We start from the raw sequence: 16,603 nt of genomic DNA, 5'->3' as shown, positions 1-16,603 counted from the left end.
TCGGAGGTATGCACGTGAAACAGTTCATCGGCGACCGGGCGATCGTCGTCGGCGGGAGCATCGTCGGCACGCTCGCGGCCAGGGTGCTGTCGGAGTCCTACCGGGAAGTCGTCGTGGTGGACCGGGACAAGGTGCTCGGCGTGCGCGAGGTCCGCCGCGGCGCGCCGCAGGCCGCGCACGCCCACGCGTTCCACAGCCGCGGGTTCCGGATCGTGCACGAGCTGTTCCCCCGGCTGCCGGAGGAACTCGAACGCGCACAGGTGCCGGTGCCCGACCTCGGCGAGATGCGCTGGTATTTCAACGCCCGGCTGCTCCGCCAGACCAAGACCGGGCTGCGCTCGATCGGCGCGCTGCGGCCGGTGGCCGAGGACATCCTGCGCTCGATGACCGCCGCGCTCCCGAACGTGACCTACCGGGAAGAGACGGAACTCGTCGGCTACCTGGCCGATGCCGGCCGCGACCGGATCGAGGGCGTGCGGCTGCGCGGTTCGGCCGCCGGATCGGCCGCGTTCGACCTGCACGGAGACCTGGTCGTGGACGCGACCGGACGCGGTTCGCGCACCCCGGCGCTGCTGGAGCGGTTCGGCTATGAGCGCCCGCCGGAGTCCCGGATGCGGATCGGGCTCACCTACACCACGCGGCTGTTCCGCCGCCCGCCCGGAGTCCTCGAGGACACCCAGTCGGTCAACCCGGTGGCCTCGCCCGCCCATCCCCGGGGCGCGTTCTTCGGCCGGGTCGGGCCCGAGACGTGCATCCTGTCGCTCACCGGGATCCTCGGCGACCGGCCGCCGACCGACCCGGAAGGATTCCTCGCCTACGCGAAATCCCTGCCGGTTCCCGAGGTGTACGAGGCCGTGCGCGACGCGGAACCGACCACCGACGCGGTGTCGTTCAGCTTCCCGGCCAGCGTGCGCCGCCACTACGAGCGGCTCACCCGGTTCCCGGACCGGCTGGTCGTGCTCGGCGACGCGGTGTGCAGCTTCAACCCGGTCTACGGGCAGGGCATGACGGTCGGCGCGATGCAGGTCATGGCCCTGCGCGAGCGGCTGGCCCAGGGCACGCCGCCGGATTCGCTCGGCCTGCGCCAGGACGTCGCGGCGGCGGTGGACGCGCCGTGGGCCATTTCCACCGGCGGCGACCTCGATTTCCCCGGGGTGCCCGGCGACCGCACGCCGGAAGTGGTGGAGGGCAACCGGTTCCTGGCCCGGCTGGCCGCGGCGGCGACCGAGGACCCGGTGCTCACCGAAGCGTTCCTGAAGGTCGCCGGGCTCGTCGCGCCGCCGGACTCGCTGATGAGCCCGGACGTCGTCGCCCGCGTCGACCGGCACGTCGCCGCGTAACGGCGTCCCGTGGCGGAATCGATTCGTTCGCTTGGAAAAGGCGGTCTTGGCATGCAGAAGAAATGGGCGTCCGCGGCGACGCTCCTGGCGGGTTTCGCGCTGATCCGCACCCTCGCCCGGCGCCGGCTCGGATTCGGGCGGCGGCCGGGCTGGCGGAGCCCGGGCAAGGGCGCCAGCCGGAACAGCAGGAGCATGGCGTGACGACGGTTCTCGGCATTTCCTGTCATTTCCACGACGCGGCGGCCGCGATCGTCCGGGACGGCGAGGTCGTGGCCGCGGTCGAGGAGGAGCGGTTCTCCCGGCGCAAGCACGACGCCTCCTTCCCCGCCGCCGCGATCCGGCACTGCCTCGACGCGGCCGGCGTTTCCGGGGCCGACCTCGACCTGGCGGTCTTCTACGAACGGCCGCTGGCGAAGCTCTCCCGGACCGTCGCGACCGGGCTCGCGTCCTGGCCGCGCGGCCGCGGGGTGTTCCGGCGCAGCCTCGCTTCCTGGGCGGACGAGCGGATCTGGATCCGCTCGACCATCGCCGGGACGGTCGGGGTGCCGCCGGGCAGGATCCTGTTCTGCGACCACCACGTCGCGCACGCCGCCAGCGCGGTGTTCGCCTCGCCGTTCTCCGACGCGGCGACCCTCACCGTGGACGGCGCCGGCGAATGGGCCACCGCGACGATCGGCCGCGCCTCGACGGATCTGGCTCCCGGCGTCCGCAACAGCCTCGAACTCAGCGCGGCGCTCGAATTCCCCGATTCTCTCGGGCTGTTTTATTCGGCGCTGACGCAATACCTCGGTTTCGAGGTGAACGAAGGAGAGTTCAAAGTCATGGGGCTGGCCGCCTACGGCCGCCCGCGGTTCCGCGAGGAACTGGCCAAGGTCTGCCGGATCGCCGAGGACGGTTCGCTGTCGCTGGACATGCGGTACTTCGAGTTCCACCACAGCGACCGGCGCGGGTTCAGCGACCGGCTGATCAGCCTGCTCGGCCGCGAACCCCGCGATCCGGCGCGGCAGATGGACATCGACGCGGCCACCGGCCGGATGAACACCCCCGCCGACCGGCACTACGCCGACGTCGCGGCCTCCGTGCAGCAGCTGTGCGAGGACGCGGTGGTCGCGATGGCCGACGCCGCGCACCGCGCGCATCCTTCGCCGAACCTCGCGATGGCCGGGGGAGTGGCGCTCAACGGACTGGCGAACGCGGCCGTGCTGGCCCGGACTCCGTTCGAGAACCTGTACATCCCGCCCGCTCCCGGGGACTCCGGCGCCGCACTCGGCGCGGCGCTGCACGGCTACCACGTCGTGCTCGGCCAGCCGCGCAAGTACATCGGCCGCGACGCCTATCTCGGTCCGGGTTACTCCGACGCCGAGATCGCGACCACGCTGGCCGGCTGGGGCATCGCCGCCGACGAGGCCGACGACGACCGGCTGCCCGACCTGGTGGCCGGGGAAATCGCCGAGGGCCGCGTCGTGGGCTGGTACCAGGGCCGGTCGGAGTGGGGCCCGCGGGCGCTCGGCCACCGGAGCATCCTGGCCGACCCGCGGCCGGCCGGGATGAAGGCGCGGATCAACGAAAAAGTCAAGTTCCGGGAACAGTTCCGGCCGTTCGCGCCAATGGCCGCCGCGCGCGCGGCCGACCGGCTGTGCGCCGGCCCGGTGCTGCACGATCCGGCCCGTTTCATGCTGCTGGTCCTCCCGGTGCTGCCCGAGGCCGAGGCGGACCTCGGCGCGGCGAGCCATTTCGGCACCGCCCGGCTGCAGACGGTGCACCCCGGCCAGGACCCGTTGCTGGAACGGCTGCTCGACGCCGTCGAAGTCCACAGTGGACAGCCAGTGCTGCTCAACACGTCGTTCAACCTGAAAGGGGAGCCGATGGTCGAAAGCCCGGCGAACGCCATCTCGACATTCCTGCGAAGCGGTCTGGACACGCTGGTGATGGGGCATCATGTGGTCAAAAAGAGTTGATTCAGCAATCCTCGGCGGGCGTTACGAGGCCGCGCCGCAGCTGGAAACCTACGACGGGCTCGAGCCGAGGGTGCACCCGTGGGTCGCGATGTCCGCGCCGCGCGAGGTCCGCACCCCGGTGGTTTCGACGGACTACCAAGGCTTCCGCCGCACCCCCTGCGGCTCCGGCACCGTGGACAGCTCGACCCCCGCGGCCGACGGCATGGTGCTCGGCGGGTCTTTCGTCTTCGGCGTCGGCGCCGAATCCGACGCGGAGACCCTGCCCGCGCACCTGGCCCGGATCACCGGCCGGACCTGGCGGAACCTGGGCGTCCGCGCCGGCACGTCCACCCACGAGCTGGTGGCCGCGCTGCCCTTCGTGGAGGGAGATCGGCAGGTCGTGGTGTGCTCCGGGGCGAACAACCTGATCGCCGCACTGCAGACCGCCCGGCCGCACGACGTCTACGGTCCGCTGTTCTTCGAGGAAACCCTGCTCAAGGTCGGCGCGCGCTCGATGCACGACGTGGCCGCGCTGATCGACGGCCAGGCCCGCCCGAGCCGGGGCGGCAGCCCTGACGTCCCGCCGGCGGAGGGCGTCGACGTCGGCACCTTCGACCAGCGGCGCGGACAGGCCCTCGAACGCCAGCTGCGCGACCTGCGCCTGCTCACCCGGCTGGCGGGCGGCCCGGAACAGGTGCTGTTCTGCGCGCAGCCGTTCGTGGACAAGAGTTCCCGCTCGGCGGTGCCGGAGGAGCAGCCGCTGCTCGGACTGCACGACCGGCAGCTGGGAGAGTCGTGGGAACGCATCCGCGAGTACGCGCTGGCGACGTGGCCGCGCTACACCGAGGAACTGGGCAACCGGTGCGCCGCGCTCGGGATCCCGTTCGTGAACCTGCCGGCGAGCGCGTTCCGCGGCTGGAGCTTCGTGGACCGGCTGCACTGCCGCGGCGAGGGCTACCGGCAAGCCGCCGAACACCTGGCGGCCGCCCTGTGATGCGGCTGCTGGACCTGCTGCTGCGCCTGCACGCACGGTGGGCGTTCGGGCGGCAGGCGGGGCGGACCGGGCGGGAGATCGAGGTTCCGAAGGACAACGTTTACCCGCTGTGGTGAGCGGGATGGGAGCGGGGCGGGAGGCCGGGTGGTCTTCCGCCCCGTTTTCGCGTTGGCTTGCGGTGCAGGCGAAAACGCCCGACCAGCGGCCCGGGTGAGCGCCTTCGCCGAGATGCGCGCTGGAGGGGGAGAAACCGCGCGGGGAGTTGCGGGCGGGGGCCCGTAGCGATTCCGGGTCGTTCCCCGTTGCCGAGCGTTGAGCGTAGGAGTTGTGGGCGGGGACCCGTAGTAATTCCGGGCGGCTCCCCGCTGCCGACCGCCGTCGACCATTGCGGCGCAAGCGAAAAAGCTCGGCGATCGAGCCCTGCCGAGCGCGGTCGCCGGGCTGTCCGTCGTCGGCGGGCAGCATCGGCGCGGGGAGTTCGGGCGAATCGCCGCGGCGCACGCGAAAACGCCCGGCCGGCGAACCCGGCCGAGCGTTCCCGCCGAACGATCCTCAGGCGAGGAAGAACTTCTCCAGCAACGGAGCCCCCACCGCCTGCGGGAACATGTGGCTGTGCCCCTCCAGCACCAGATGCTCGGCCCGCGGCAGCAGCGACAGCAGCTCCGCGCAAGCCAGCCGCTGCCACTCCGGGCTGTCGCCGCCTTCCATCATCAGCGTCGGGACGTCGACCTTGCGCACCACGTCCGCCGGGACCGAGCCGTCGCCGACGATCACTCGTTCGTAGACCAGCGTGTGCGCCAGTCCCTCGATCACCGGCCACGCCGGGTGGTTGCGCATCCGCTCGACGAAGCCGTCTCCGTTGCCGACCGCCTCCTTCTGGAACATCACGATCGCCTCCTCGCGGCGGCCGGCCGCGATGAGCGCCTTCAGCCGCTCCAGGTAGTCGGCCGGGGCCGGGGCCTTGCCGCCGCCCACCGAATAGGGCGGTTCGTACAGCGCCAGCTTCCGCATCGGGACGCCGCGCGCGGCCGCGTGCATCGCGAGGATTCCGCCGGTGCAGTTGCCGAAGACGAACGCGGGTTCGCCGATCGAGCCGAGGACCGTGGCGAGGTCGTCGATCTCGAGGTCCATCGTGTAGTCGTCCGCGTCGCTGTCGCCGCTGTCGCCCCGGCCGCGGCGGTCGTAGTTGAAGACGGTGAACTTCGGCGAGAGCAGCTCGACCAGCTTGCCGAACATCACCCGCTGGTTGAGCCCGCCGCTGATCACGACGACCGGCGGGCCGTCGCCGGTGCGCTCGACGGCGATCAGGGTGTCGTCGGAGGAGGCGAGGGTCGCCAGCGCCGGGGTCGTGCGGTCGGTGTGCTGTGCGGTCACGTTCCTTGCCCTTCTACTTGATTGCGATGGGGTTGACCGGGGAACCGGCGGCCCGGGTCACCGGAAGCGGCGGCGCGGCGAAGAAGAACTCCCAGACGCCGTCGCCCCGGCAGTCCTCGGCGAGAGCCTCGAGGTCGAGGATTTCGCACAGCGACATGCCCATGTCGCGGATCAGGACCAGGTGCACGTTCAGCAGCACGTCGGGAAACTCCCCGGGCAGCACCTCGATCGCCCAGTTGTCCGAACCGACCGCGGCGACGTCGCGTTCGCGCAGCCATTCGCAGCACCGCTGGCCCAGCCCCGGCTCGCCGGCCATGAAGGCGGCGGCGTCGCGGTCGGCGAGGAATTTGCGCCGCCAGCCGGTGCGGAACAACAGGATGTCGCCGGGGCCGACCGACACGCCCTGCGCCGCGCACGCCTCGTCCAGGTCCTCCGGCGTGATCACCGTGCCGGACGGCAGCCAGTCCACGCCCTTCAGCGCGGCGATGTCCAGCAGCACTCCGCGCCCGGCGATCCCGTCCGCCTGCTTGTCGATCGAACAGTGCGCGGCGCCCTTGACGGTGATCCGGTCCGCCGGGAAACCGTTGTACATCAGGTCGTCGTAGTAGACGTGGGCGAGCGCGTCCCATTGGGACGCACTCTGCAGCGGCATGAACAGATAGTCGTCCGCGTAGCGGAAACCGCCGGGGAAAAGCTGTTCCGCTCCGGTTTCCGCCATCAGGTGCACCGGGTTGACCCGGCCGGTGCCCGGCTGCGGGCCGTCGGAGCCGAGCGGGATGCCGAGGCCGAACACCGCGCCCCGGCGGACCAGCCCGGCGGCCGCGACCAGGCGTTCCGGCGTGATCAGGTTGACCGTGCCCCGTTCGTCGCCGGGACCCCACCGGCCCCAGTTGCTCAGCCGCGCCCCGAGCGCGCGGAAGTCCTCGCTCACCGGCCGGCCTTCCCGGTCGCCGTCCGGCGGAACTTCCGCACGTCGGCGACGAACAGGTCCGGCTCCTCGAGCGCGGCGAAGTTGCCGCCCCGGTCGAATTCGCTCCAGTGCACCAGGGTCGGGAAATCGCGTTCGGCGAACCGGCGGACCGGGACGAACGGCGCGCGCGGGAACACCGCGATCCCCAGCGGCGGCGCGATCGGGTCGTACCGGCCGGTGGTGACGTTGATCGGCAGGTAGTCGGCGATCTCGCAGTAGAACTGGGACGACGACGCCCCGGTCCGGTTCAGCCAGTAGCTCATCACGATCGTGAGCATCCGGTCGCGGCTCACCGCGTCCTCGGGGACCTGGGCGGAATCCGTCCAGTCCTTGAACTTCTCGACGATCCAGGCCAGCTGGCCGATCGGCGAATCGGTGAGGCCGTAGCCGACCGTGTGCGGGCGGGTGGCCATGAGCTTCATGGAACCGGCCAGCTCCCTGCCGAACCGCGCGTTCTGGGCCAGCGCCGCCTGCTCGCGGGGAGTGAGCACGGCGGTCTCGGCGGGATCGTCGCCCGCCGGGGTCGTCGGAAGGGTGTTGAGGTGCACGCCGACGAGGTGCTCGGCGTCCTCGGCGGCCAGCGCCAGGGTCACGCCGCAGCCGAAATCGGCCGCCTGGGCCAGGTAGCGGGAGTAGCCGAGGTCGCGCATCAGCCGCGCCCACGCTCGCGCGACCCGGGGGCTGTCCCAGCCGGTTTCGCCCGGCGGCGGGGAGAATCCGAAGCCGGGGATGGACGGGATCACCAGATGGAAGGCGTCGGCCGGATCGCCGCCGTGCGCGCGCGGGTCGGTCAGCGGGCCCAGCACGTCAAGGAATTCCGCGACCGAACCCGGCCAGCCGTGCGTGACGATCATCGGCATGGCGTCCGGTTCGGGGGACCGCACGTGCAGGAAGTGGATGTCGGCCCCGTCGATCGAGGCGAGGAACTGCGGGACCGCGTTGAGCTCGGCCTCGGCGGCGCGCCAGTCGTACTCGCGGCGCCAGTAGTCGGCCAGCTCGCGCAGGTACCCGGCCGGGACCCCGCGTTCCCATCCGACCTCGGGAAGCCGGTCCGGCCACCGGGCGGCGGCGAGCCTGCGGTGCAGATCGTCCAGGTCCTCCTGGGCGGTTTCGATCCGGAACGGATGCATGCCGGTGTTCTCCTTCGCGTCGGTGGGAGGTCAGCCGGTGAAACGGAGCCGGCCGACGGTTTCCGCCCCGGTGCCGGGGAAATCGAGGCCGGGCTCGGCGGCGAGGATCGCGCGGTGCAGCGTCTGCAGCCGCGGCGCCGGTTCGAGCCCGAGTTCGGAATTCAGCGAAGCCCGCAGCGCGGCGAATACTTCCAGCGCCCGGGTGCGATTTCCGGAACGGTGCAGGGCGAGCATGAACTGCGCGTGCAACCCTTCGTGAAAAGGATGCAGAAGGACCAGCCCGGCGAGTTCGGAAAGGGTGTCCCGATGCCGGCCGAGGCGCAGTTCCGCCTCGATCTTCCGCTCGAGCACGGTCAGCCGGGACTGTTCCAGCCCGACGACCCGCGCGGTGATCAACGGCCCGTGCTCGACGTCCATCAGCGCCGACCCCTGCCACTGCCCGAGCGCGCGCTGATAGGCGGCGACCGCGGCGGTGTCGTCGCCGACGCTCAGCGCCTGATCGCCCGCGACCTGCCACCGCTGGTACTCGTGCAGGTCCAGCTCGCCGCGGCCGAGCCGGAAGGCATAGCCGCCGCTGCGGGTCTGCAGCAGCTCTTCCGCGACCTCGGCGGACGTCATGCCGAACGCGCGGGCGAACAACCGGCGCAGATGCAGAACGTAGGTCTGCACGAGCGTCGGCCCGCTTTTCGGGGGATTGTCGCCCCAGATCTCCGCCATCAGCGTCCCGGCGGCCACCGTCCGGTTGTCGTTGAGCAGAAGCAGGGAAAGAACGGTGCGCGGTTTGCGCGCGGTAGGCACCGCGGAAACCGTGTCGCGGAATAGCGAAAGCGGCCCCAATATCTCGACTCGCACCCTGCCCAACTCCCTGGATTAGCCCACGTGCCAGATTCCGCCGAGCGGTCGATCGACTTCTTCACGGTAATCGCGGGAAGGAACGCGATTCGTCTCCGGAGCTGCTCGGCCAGCCGGGTTAGGCGGGGAGGTCCGGGGAGGGGTTTCGAGGGAATCGGCTTCCGGTGGGAAGCCCGCTTTCGTCGGCGCCGGACGCGAGGCGATGCTGCGGGAAGCCTCGTGCCGCGGACCGGCAGTGCGACTGTGCTTGCTCGTGTTCCCGTCCATGGCGAGCAAATGCGCTCGCGTCCCTCCGCGCGCGGGCGTCGGCGGGCTGCGGAGAAGAGCCCGTCAGAAAGGTGCGGGATCGCAGGCGCGGGACCCGAGATCCCGTCGCTCGGGGCCGCTCAGCGCCCGCCGCCCCGCCGACCTGTAACACGACCGTGCCTTCTCGTGCTTCCCGGCCATGGCAAGGAAATGCACTCGCACCACGTCGATCCCCGGTGTGTGTTGCCAGCGCGCCCTCTGCGCGCGGGCATCGGTGGGCTGCGAGGCGGGGCTGCGGAGAAGAGTCCAGTCAGGAAGGTGCGGGATCGTAGGGGGCGGCGCGGGATCCGAGATCCCATCGCTCCAGAGAACTCAGTGCCCGCCATGCCGCCGACCGGGAATGCGAAGCGTACTTGCGCGTGCTCCTCGGCCATGGCGAGCAAATGCGCCCGCACCACGTCCACCCGATGGTGTGTTGCCCGCCCGTCCCTCCGCGCGCGGGCGTCGGCGGTGCTGCGGAGAAGAGCCCGTCAGAAAGGAACGGGATCGCAGGCGCGGTACCCGAGACCCCGCTGCTCCAAGCCGCTCGGCGCCCGCCAACCCCCCGACCGGCAGTTCCGTCAGGAAGACGCGGGATTCTCCGGCGCAGCACGGGATTCGAGATACCGCTGCTCCGGCACGCTCAACGTCCGCCGTGCCGCCGACCGGTAATACGACCGTGCCTTCTCGTGCTCCCCGGCCATGTCGAGCAGATGCGCCCGCACCACGTCGACCCGGTGATGCGACGCCAGTGCCGCGTCCCCGGCGATCCCGTCCAGCTGGCGGAGCCCCTCCGCCGGTCCGTGCACCATCGCGACCGCGACGATGCGGTTCAGTGCCGCGACCGGGCTCGGGGCGATGCCGAGCAGCAGGTCGTACAGGCCGAGGATCTGCGGCCAGTCGGTGTCCTCCGCGCGCGCGGCCTCGTCGTGCACCGCGGCGATCGCGGCCTGGATCTGGTACGGGCCGAGCCTGCTGCTGGCCAGCGTCTTGCCGATCAGCTCGAGTCCTTCGGCGATCGCGGCGGAGTCCCACAGCGAGCGGTCCTGTTCGGCGAGCGGCACCGCGCTGCCGTCGGACCGGGTGCGGGCCGGGCGACGGGCGTCGGTCAGCAGCATGAGGGCCAGCAGGCCGGCGACCTCTCCGTCGTGGGGGACCTGGGCGTGCAGCTGCCGGGTGAGGCGGATGGCCTCGGCCGTCAGCTCCACCCGGTTCAGCGAGGTGCCCGAACTCGCGGTGTAGCCCTCGTTGAAGATCAGGTACAGCACCTGCAGCACCGCGCTCATCCGGGCGGCCTGCTTCTCCGGCGGCGGCATCCGGAACTGCGCCCCGCTCGCGCTGATCCGCTTCTTCGCCCGGTTGATCCGCTGGCTGACCGTCTTCTCCGGGACGAGGAACGCCCGGCCGATCTCCGCGGTGGTGAGCCCGCCGACCGCGCGCAGGGTCAGCGCGAGCTGCGCCGGTTCGCTCAGCTCCGGATGGCAGCACAGCATCAGCAGGGTGAGCGTGTCGTCGACGGCCGGGACCGGTTCGGGCTGCGGCAGCGCCAGGATGGCGGCGGTGTTCTCGCGCTGCTGGCGGGCCGCGTCGCTGCGCTGGAGGTCGATGCGCCGGCGCGAGGCCGCGGTGATCAGCCAGTTCTTCGGGTTGTCCGGCATGCCCTGCTTCGGCCACTGCAACGCGGCCGCCAGCAGCGCCTCCTGCACGGCGTCCTCGCAGAGCGCGAAGTCGCCGAACCGGCGGCAGACGGCGTTGAGCACCTGCGGCGTGAGATCGCGCAGCAGGTGCTCGAAGCCGTGTGCCGCGGTCAGAGATCCATCGCCTTCACGTCGAGGATCGGCCGCACCTCGATCTTCCCGTACTGCGCGTCCGGGACCCGCGCGGCGTGCTCGAGCGCGCGCTCCATGCTGTCGCATTCGACCAGGTAGAAGCCGACCAGATGCTCCTTGACCTCGGCGAACGGCCCGTCGCTCGCCACCGCCTTCCCGTCGAGCACGGTGACGCACTTGGCCATCGCCGGGTCCGCGAGCCCCTCGCTGAGGATCAGTTCGCCGGACTCCTCGAGCGTGCGGTTCAGCGCCATGTGCCCCCGGCCGAACTCGGCCCGCTTCTCGTTGGGCAGCTCTTCCCAGATCTCCCGGAACTTCGGGTTGCTGTGGATCATGATCAGGTACCGCACGCGGGGCCCCTCCGCCGTCTCGAAAATTTCCGGAGTTTTTTCCGCGGCCGTGTCGCTTCCGGCAGTCCCGGCTCCGACGTCCCCAGTGTAAGGAGCCCGCCCGGCGCCGGAGAGCGCGCGGTCGGTCCGCGTAAGAAGGAGCATAGTGGTGCGAAAGATCGTGGCAGGACTGTCCGTCTCGCTGGACGGCGTGACCGACTCCCCTCCGGACTGGATGATGCAGAGTCCCGAGATGGACGAGGTCATCCACACCGGCATCGCCGAGTCCGACGCCATCCTGCTCGGCCGGAACACCTACGTGGACTTCGCCCGGCTGTGGCCGGGCATGGGGGACTCGTTCCCGATGGCCGCGTTCATGAACAACACCCCGAAGTACGTCGTGTCGAGCACGCTGACCGAGCTGGACTGGAACGGCTCGACCCTGCTCGGCGGCGACCTGGCGGCCGAGCTGACCGCGCTCAAGGACAAGCCGGGCCGCAACATCCAGATCCCCGGCAGCCCGAAGCTCGTGCGCTCGCTGCTGCTGGCGGGCCTGCTGGACGAGCTGAGCCTGCTGATTCACCCGATCGTGCTCGGCTCGGGCGCGCGGCTGTTCGAGGAGCCCTCCGACCGGGCCGACCTCGAACTGACCGCGTCCAGGACGTTCGGGAACGGCGTCATCTCGGTGACGTACCGCCCGAAGCGGGGCTGAGGCGGATGCGCGCCCGGGAACGGGCTGAGCGAGGAGGAAGACGATGACCGCGGAGCCGAACGAGAAGGCCGTGCACCAAGGGGGTCCGGCCGGCCCGCCGGACCCCCGGAGATGGCGCACCCTCGCCGTGCTGGGCCTGGTCCAGTTCATGCTCATCCTCGACGTGACGGTCGTGAACATCGCGCTGCCGCGGATCCAGGACACGCTCGGCTTCTCGTCGGCCGGGCTGGCCTGGGTCGTCAACGGCTACGTCGTGATGGCGGGCGGGCTGCTGCTGCTCGGCGGCAGGCTCGCCGACGTCTTCGGGCGGCGGCGGCTGTTCATGGCCGGCGTCGTGGTGTTCGGCGTGGGCTCGGTGGTCTGCGGGGCCGCGGCGAACCCGGCCACGATGGTGACCGGCCGGTTCGTGCAGGGGCTGGGCGAGGCGCTCACCGCGCCGGCCGCGCTCGGGCTGATCGCGCTGCTGTTCACCGACGCCAAGGAACGCGGCAAGGCGTTCGGGATCTGGGGCGGCCTCGCCGGGCTCGGCGGCGTCACCGGTTCGGTGCTGTCCGGCGTGCTGGTCGACCTCGTGTCGTGGCGGTGGATCTTCCTGATCAACGTTCCGGTCGCGGTGGTCGCGCTCGTCCTGGTCCCGATGCTGACGTCGGAAAGCCGGATGACCCGCGTGCGCGCCCGGCTGGACTTCAGCGGCGCGATCGTCGGGACGCTCGGGCTCAGCGCGGTCGTCTACGGCCTGCTGCAGGCGGTTTCCCGTTCGTGGGGAGCGTGGCAGGTGCTCGTCCCGCTGCTCGGCGGGCTCGCCGCGCTGGCCGCGATGCTCGCGATCGAATCCCGTTCGGCGGCCCCGCTGATCCCGCTGAGCTTTTTCGCCAACCGCACCCGGCTGGTGGCGAACGTCGCCACCTTGGTCAGCACCGGCGGGTTCTTCACCTATTCCTATCTGCTGACCATGTACGAACAACAGGTGCTGCATTACAGCCCGCTCACCGGCGGGCTGTCGTATCTGCCGTTCGGGTTCGCGATCGGCCTCGGCATCGGAGCGAACAACGCGCTGATGCCGAAGCTGGGCGTGCGGGCGACGCTCGCGATCGGATTCGTCGGTTCCGCGGTGGGCCTGTTCCTCACCGGGATGATCGACGCCGATTCCGGGTACGTCGGCGGCGTGCTGCCCGGCATGATCATTCTCGGCGCGTTCACCGGGATCGCGATCCCGGCGTCGACGAGCGCCGCGCTGCACGAGGTGGACACGGAGAACTCCAGCCTCGCCTCGGCGGTGCAGAACGTCATGCAACAGGTCGGCGCCGCGGTCGGGATCGCCTGCCTGGTCGCGCTCGCGCTGACGCACACCACCGGCCAGCTGCGGTCCGGCGCGGCCCCGGACGCCGCGGCGGCCAGCGGATTCGCGCTCTCGTTCTGGGTCGGCGCGGCACTCATGGCGGCCGCCGCCGTGCTGGTGCTGGCGCTGCTCGGCAACCCCAAGGCCGCGGAATGGGGCGCACCGAAAGAAAACCCGGCGCCCGCGTGACGGCGCGCCGATTCCCGAATTGAAGGAGCAAACAGTGTTCGACACCAGCAAGGCATTCAGCGGGTTCTCGGTGGACGACGTCCCGGTGGCGAAGAAATTCTACGCCGATACCCTCGGCATCGAGGTCACCGAAAACTGGGGCATGCTGCGCCTGCATTTCGGCGAGGGCCGGGAGGTGCTGGTCTACCCGAAGGGCGACAAGCACGTCCCCGCCGAGTACACCGTCCTCAATTTCCCGGTGGACGACATCGACAAGGCGGTCGCGGACCTCGGCGCGGCGGGCGTTTCCTTCGAGCCGTTCGACGGCGTGGACGAAAAAGGCGTGTTCCGGCTCGGCGGCCCGCTCATCGCGTGGTTCAAGGACCCGGCCGGAAACATTCTTTCCGTCGTCCAGGAAAACTGAAAGCGAATCCGGACGGAAACTTGTTGACAGAACTCCGGCGGTATTTGTAAGGTGGAATTCGGGCGGTGGAAGCGAATGCCCCCGCCCGAATTCCCGGGAAATCCCATTCGGAAACCGTGAGAACGGAGTTGTCATGGTCATGTCCAAGGCGCGCGTGAAGGTCGCTCTCGCCGCGGCTGCCGGTGTTTCGGTGCTGCCGCTGCTGGCGTCTGCCGCTTCGGCCGAGCCCGCGGCGCCGGCGGTCGTGGTGTCGCCGGCCACTGGCCTCAGCGACGGCCAGTCGGTCACGGTCACCGCGACCGGCTTCGGGGCGAACGCCACTCTGACGATCTCGGAGTGCACGCCCGCGGCGAACAACGCCGGAGCGTGCAAGGAGGTTCCGCCGCTGACGTTCACCACCGACGCCAGCGGTTCGGGCAGCACCACCTATGTCGTGAAGAAGAGCTTCGCCGCCAAGCTGCCGGACGGCACCGACGCCGGCACCGTCGACTGCGGCACCGCGGTCTGCTTCATCGGGGTCCGCGATTCCTCGCTGCAGGGCGGCGGGCAGCAGATCTTCTTCTCGTAAGGCCAGCACGCCGGCGGTTCCGGGGCGCCCCGGAACCGCCGGCGCATCCACTTTTTTCCGGGCGCCCGGGCAGGGAACGGAGCAGGGCAATCTACGGGGACATCGAGATCGTCGGCGCACGCGAGAACAATCTCAAAAACGTGTCGCTGACCATTCCCAAGCGCAAGATCACCGTGTTCACCGGGGTGTCCGGATCGGGCAAGTCCTCGCTCGTGTTCGGGATCATCGCGGCCGAATCGCAGCGGCTGATCAACGAGACCTACCCGCTGTTCGTCCAGGCCCTGCTGCCGCATTACGGGAGGCCGGAAGCGGATTCGGTGGAAAACCTGTCGGCGGCGATCGTCATCGACCAGAAACGGTTCGGCGGCAACACCCGCTCGACGGTCGGCACCGCCACCGACAGCCACGCCCTGCTGCGGCAGATCTTCGCCCGCTGCACCGGCGGCGGCACGCTCGGCGCCCGCGCCTTCTCCTTCAACGACCCGCAGGGCGTGTGCCCGGACTGCGAGGGCATCGGCCAGGTGTCCGCGGTGGACGTCGACGCGCTGGTCGACCGGGACAAATCGATCAACGAGGGCCCGATCCGGTTCCCGACCTTCGCGGTCGACTCGCGGTTCTGGGGCCTGATGGTCAACTCCGGCTTCTTCGACAACGACAAGAAGCTGCGCGACTTCACCGAGGACGAATGGCACAAGCTGGTCCACCTCGGCGACACCAAGATCGACATCGTCTACGCGGGCAAGACCTTCAAGGCCACCTACGAGGGCCTGATCCCGCGGTTCAAGAAGAACTACCTGGCCAAGGGCGTCGAAGGGCTGCAACCGCACCTGCGCAAGGACTACGAGCGGGTGGTCACCACGCAGCCGTGCTCGCTGTGCGGCGGCACCCGGCTGAGCCAGGCGGCGCTGGCCGCGAAGCTCGACGGCAAGAACATCGCGGACTGCACCGCGATGGAGGTCGCCGACCTGGCCGCGTTCGTCCGGGGGATCACGCAGCCGGAGGTCGCCCCGCTGGTCGCCGCGCTCGGCGAACGGCTGGAGAGCCTCGAGCGCATCGGGCTGGGCTACCTGACGCTGGACCGGCAGAGCTCCACGCTGTCCGGCGGCGAATCGCAGCGCGTCAAGATGGTGCGCCACCTCGGATCGAGCCTCACCGACCTGACCTACGTCTTCGACGAGCCCAGCGTGGGACTGCACCCGCACGACCTGCACCGGCTCAACGAACTGTTCCGCAGGCTGCGGGACAAGGGGAACACCGTGCTGGTGGTCGAGCACAAACCGGAGATCATGGCGATCGCCGACCACATCGTCGACCTCGGCCCCGGCGCGGGCGCGGCCGGCGGCGAGGTCGTCTTCGAGGGCGAGTTCGCGGCGCTGGCCTCCTCCGGAACGCTGACCGGGCAGCACCTGAGCCGGCACGCGGAGGTGAAGGCCAGCCCGCGCAAGCCCACCGGGAAGCTGCTGATCGAGAACGCCTCGCTGCACAATCTGAAGGACGTCACCGTCGAACTGCCCCAGGGCGTCCTCACCGTGGTCACCGGGGTGGCCGGTTCCGGCAAGAGCTCGCTCGTGCAAGGCTGCCTTCCGGCGAGCTACCCGGACTGCACGATCATCGACCAGAACGTCGCGAGCGGGTCGAGGCGGTCCAACCTGGCCACCTACACCGGGATGCTCGACCCGATCCGGAAGGCCTTCGCGTCGGCGAACAAGGTGAGCGCGGCCCTGTTCAGCGCCAACTCCGAAGGGGCCTGCGCGGACTGCCAGGGCCTCGGCGTGATCTACACCGACCTGGCCCAGCTGGACCCGGTGGTCACGACGTGCGAGACCTGCGCGGGCAAGCGGTTCACCGCCGAGGTGCTGCGGTACCAGCTGCGCGGCCGGGACATCAGCGAGGTGCTGGGGCTGTCGGTGGCGGAGGCCCGCGAGTACTTCACCGAGAAGCCGATCCTGCGCACGCTGAAGACCCTCGAAGAGGTCGGGCTCGGCTATCTGACGCTGTGGCAGCCGGTGAGCACGCTGTCCGGCGGCGAGCGCCAGCGGCTCAAACTGGCCGGAGAACTCGGGAAATCCGCGCAGATCTACGTCCTGGACGAGCCGACCACCGGGCTGCACATGAACGACGTCGACACGCTGATCGGCCTTCTCGACCGGCTCGTGGACGCGGGCAGCACGGTGGTGGTGATCGAGCACAACCTCGAGGTGATCGCCAGGGCGGACTGGATCGTCGACCTCGGTCCCGGAGCCGGGCGCGACGGCGGGAGCGTCGTGTTCGAAGGCCCGCCCGCGAAGCTGCTCAAGAACAAGAAGTCGCTCACCGCGCGGTATCTGCGCGAACGGCAGAAGTGAGGCGGAC

Annotated in this window: 15 protein-coding genes; 9 read left to right on the top strand and 6 right to left on the bottom strand. The window is 70.4% G+C overall.

Annotated features, from left to right (window positions below):
- The first annotated feature begins 14 nt into the window (after window positions 1–14).
- The 4 genes from F9C11_RS34220 to F9C11_RS34205 are packed head-to-tail and all read left to right on the top strand — an operon-like array spanning window position 15 to window position 4,271.
- Window positions 15–1,340, top strand: coding sequence for an FAD-dependent oxidoreductase (locus F9C11_RS34220; protein WP_409181492.1), 1,326 nt, complete (start codon window positions 15–17; stop codon window positions 1,338–1,340).
- Window positions 1,341–1,391: 51 nt separating this feature from the next.
- Window positions 1,392–1,541, top strand: coding sequence for a hypothetical protein (locus tag F9C11_RS34215; protein ID WP_409181491.1), 150 nt, complete (start codon window positions 1,392–1,394; stop codon window positions 1,539–1,541).
- Entirely contained in the window at window positions 1,538–3,298 is a 1,761-nt protein-coding gene (locus F9C11_RS34210) for a carbamoyltransferase (RefSeq protein WP_409181490.1), read from the top strand. Before F9C11_RS34215 ends, F9C11_RS34210 begins: the two co-directional genes overlap by 4 nt.
- The gene (locus tag F9C11_RS34205) at window positions 3,279–4,271 is read left to right on the top strand and encodes a hypothetical protein (RefSeq protein WP_409181489.1); all 993 of its coding nucleotides are present in this window, start codon (window positions 3,279–3,281) and stop codon (window positions 4,269–4,271) included. Before F9C11_RS34210 ends, F9C11_RS34205 begins: the two co-directional genes overlap by 20 nt.
- A gap of 552 nt (window positions 4,272–4,823) precedes the next feature.
- On the opposite strand, the gene F9C11_RS34200 is transcribed toward F9C11_RS34205, so the two are convergent.
- The 6 genes from F9C11_RS34200 to F9C11_RS34175 form a co-directional block, all read right to left on the bottom strand.
- Window positions 4,824–5,645: an alpha/beta fold hydrolase gene (locus tag F9C11_RS34200; protein ID WP_409181488.1), complete on the bottom strand. Its 822-nt coding sequence runs from the start codon at window positions 5,643–5,645 to the stop codon at window positions 4,824–4,826.
- Window positions 5,646–5,658: 13 nt separating this feature from the next.
- On the bottom strand, window positions 5,659–6,576 hold the full coding sequence (locus tag F9C11_RS34195; RefSeq protein ID WP_409181487.1) for a cyclase family protein: 918 nt from the start codon (window positions 6,574–6,576) through the stop codon (window positions 5,659–5,661).
- A complete protein-coding gene (locus tag F9C11_RS34190; protein WP_409181486.1) occupies window positions 6,573–7,745 on the bottom strand; it encodes an epoxide hydrolase family protein in 1,173 nt (390 codons plus the stop codon). Before F9C11_RS34190 ends, F9C11_RS34195 begins: the two co-directional genes overlap by 4 nt.
- A gap of 30 nt (window positions 7,746–7,775) precedes the next feature.
- Window positions 7,776–8,543: a BTAD domain-containing putative transcriptional regulator gene (locus F9C11_RS34185; RefSeq protein WP_409181485.1), complete on the bottom strand. Its 768-nt coding sequence runs from the start codon at window positions 8,541–8,543 to the stop codon at window positions 7,776–7,778.
- A 920-nt stretch (window positions 8,544–9,463) separates the two neighbouring features.
- Window positions 9,464–10,693, bottom strand: coding sequence for an RNA polymerase sigma factor (locus F9C11_RS34180; RefSeq protein ID WP_409187033.1), 1,230 nt, complete (start codon window positions 10,691–10,693; stop codon window positions 9,464–9,466).
- On the bottom strand, window positions 10,690–11,061 hold the full coding sequence (locus tag F9C11_RS34175) for a YciI family protein (RefSeq protein WP_409181484.1): 372 nt from the start codon (window positions 11,059–11,061) through the stop codon (window positions 10,690–10,692). Before F9C11_RS34175 ends, F9C11_RS34180 begins: the two co-directional genes overlap by 4 nt.
- Window positions 11,062–11,209: 148 nt before the next feature.
- Here F9C11_RS34175 and F9C11_RS34170 point away from each other — a divergent pair, with 148 nt between their 5' ends.
- The 5 genes from F9C11_RS34170 (at window position 11,210) to F9C11_RS34150 (ending at window position 16,596) form a co-directional block, all read left to right on the top strand.
- Entirely contained in the window at window positions 11,210–11,752 is a 543-nt protein-coding gene (locus F9C11_RS34170) for a dihydrofolate reductase family protein (protein WP_409181483.1), read from the top strand.
- Between the two features lie 43 nt (window positions 11,753–11,795).
- Complete coding sequence (locus F9C11_RS34165; RefSeq protein WP_409181482.1) at window positions 11,796–13,280, top strand: DHA2 family efflux MFS transporter permease subunit; 1,485 nt, start codon at window positions 11,796–11,798, stop codon at window positions 13,278–13,280.
- A 34-nt stretch (window positions 13,281–13,314) separates the two neighbouring features.
- The gene (locus tag F9C11_RS34160; protein ID WP_409181481.1) at window positions 13,315–13,683 is read left to right on the top strand and encodes a VOC family protein; all 369 of its coding nucleotides are present in this window, start codon (window positions 13,315–13,317) and stop codon (window positions 13,681–13,683) included.
- A 133-nt stretch (window positions 13,684–13,816) separates the two neighbouring features.
- On the top strand, window positions 13,817–14,251 hold the full coding sequence (locus tag F9C11_RS34155; RefSeq protein WP_409181480.1) for an enediyne antibiotic chromoprotein: 435 nt from the start codon (window positions 13,817–13,819) through the stop codon (window positions 14,249–14,251).
- 140 nt (window positions 14,252–14,391) lie between these two features.
- On the top strand, window positions 14,392–16,596 hold the full coding sequence (locus F9C11_RS34150; protein WP_409181479.1) for an ATP-binding cassette domain-containing protein: 2,205 nt from the start codon (window positions 14,392–14,394) through the stop codon (window positions 16,594–16,596).
- The last annotated feature ends 7 nt before the right edge of the window (window positions 16,597–16,603 follow it).

This window comes from Amycolatopsis sp. VS8301801F10 (assembly GCF_046195355.1).
GTDB lineage: Bacteria > Actinomycetota > Actinomycetes > Mycobacteriales > Pseudonocardiaceae > Amycolatopsis.
The sequence above is the reverse complement of the archived record's forward strand: the minus strand, read 5'-3'. Positions and strand labels throughout refer to the sequence as shown.